This window comes from Agromyces humi, assembly GCF_009720255.1.
In the GTDB taxonomy this organism is placed as follows: Bacteria; Actinomycetota; Actinomycetes; order Actinomycetales; family Microbacteriaceae; genus Agromyces; species Agromyces humi.
The window spans coordinates 1-761 of the sequence record NZ_WJSP02000716.1 but is presented as its reverse complement, the minus strand read 5'-3'; the positions used below and the strand labels follow the sequence as shown (position 1 = coordinate 761).

2 protein-coding genes are annotated in these 761 nt (G+C 72.9%); both read right to left on the bottom strand.

The window, feature by feature from the left end; genetic code table 11:
- On the bottom strand, window positions 1-579 hold a 579-nt coding region (locus GH736_RS23750; RefSeq protein WP_159607544.1), incomplete at its 3' end, for a response regulator.
- Window positions 572-761: ATP-binding protein (locus GH736_RS23745; RefSeq protein ID WP_328596959.1), on the bottom strand; the 190-nt coding region annotated here is incomplete at its 5' end. The genes GH736_RS23750 and GH736_RS23745, both read right to left, overlap by 8 nt.

The window sequence follows — 761 nt, the reverse complement described above, 5'->3', positions numbered from 1 at the left end:
GAGTGCGCCGGCCAGCTCGGCGGCGGAGACGGCGTCGCCCGGGGCATCCCGCACGGCCGCCCGCACGCGATCGAGGGTCTCGGGCGTGAGGCCCTTCGGCAGGCCGCCGCTCGACGAGGTGCGGAGCGCGGCGAACGACGCGTCCACCTCCTGCTGGTCGGTGATGTCCGCCCCGCCCACGCGCGCGTGGTACTCGCGGTAGGCGTTGAGCTTCTCGGCGAACGCCGCGAAGCCGAACGGCTTGATCAGGTATTGCACGATGCCGAGCGACACGGCCGAGCGCACGACGGCCGCGTCGCGGACGGCCGTCACGGCGATCACGTCGATCTCGATGCCGGCCGCGCGCAGCGACCGGCAGAGTTCGATGCCCGTGGTGTCGGGAAGGTTCACGTCGAGCAGGATCAGGTCGATCGGCGGGACTCGACCCTCACGGGCCTCGCGCAGCATCCGGATCGCCTCATGACCCGCGTGTGCGACGCCGCCCACCTCGAATCCGTCGATGCGGCGGACGTAGGCGGCGTGCGCGTCGGCGGTGACCGGCTCGTCCTCGACGACGAGCACGCGGATCGGCTCACCCATCGGTGGCCGCCTCGACGGACGCCGAGCGGGCGACGGACACGAGCGGAACGGTGACCTCGAACTCGGAGCCGTCGACGTGGAGCTCGCCGCCGAGGCGGTGCACCGTCTGGCGCACCAGCGCGAGTCCGATGCCGTGGCCGGCGGCGGCCTTCGTCGTCACGCCGAGGTCGAACACGCGGTCG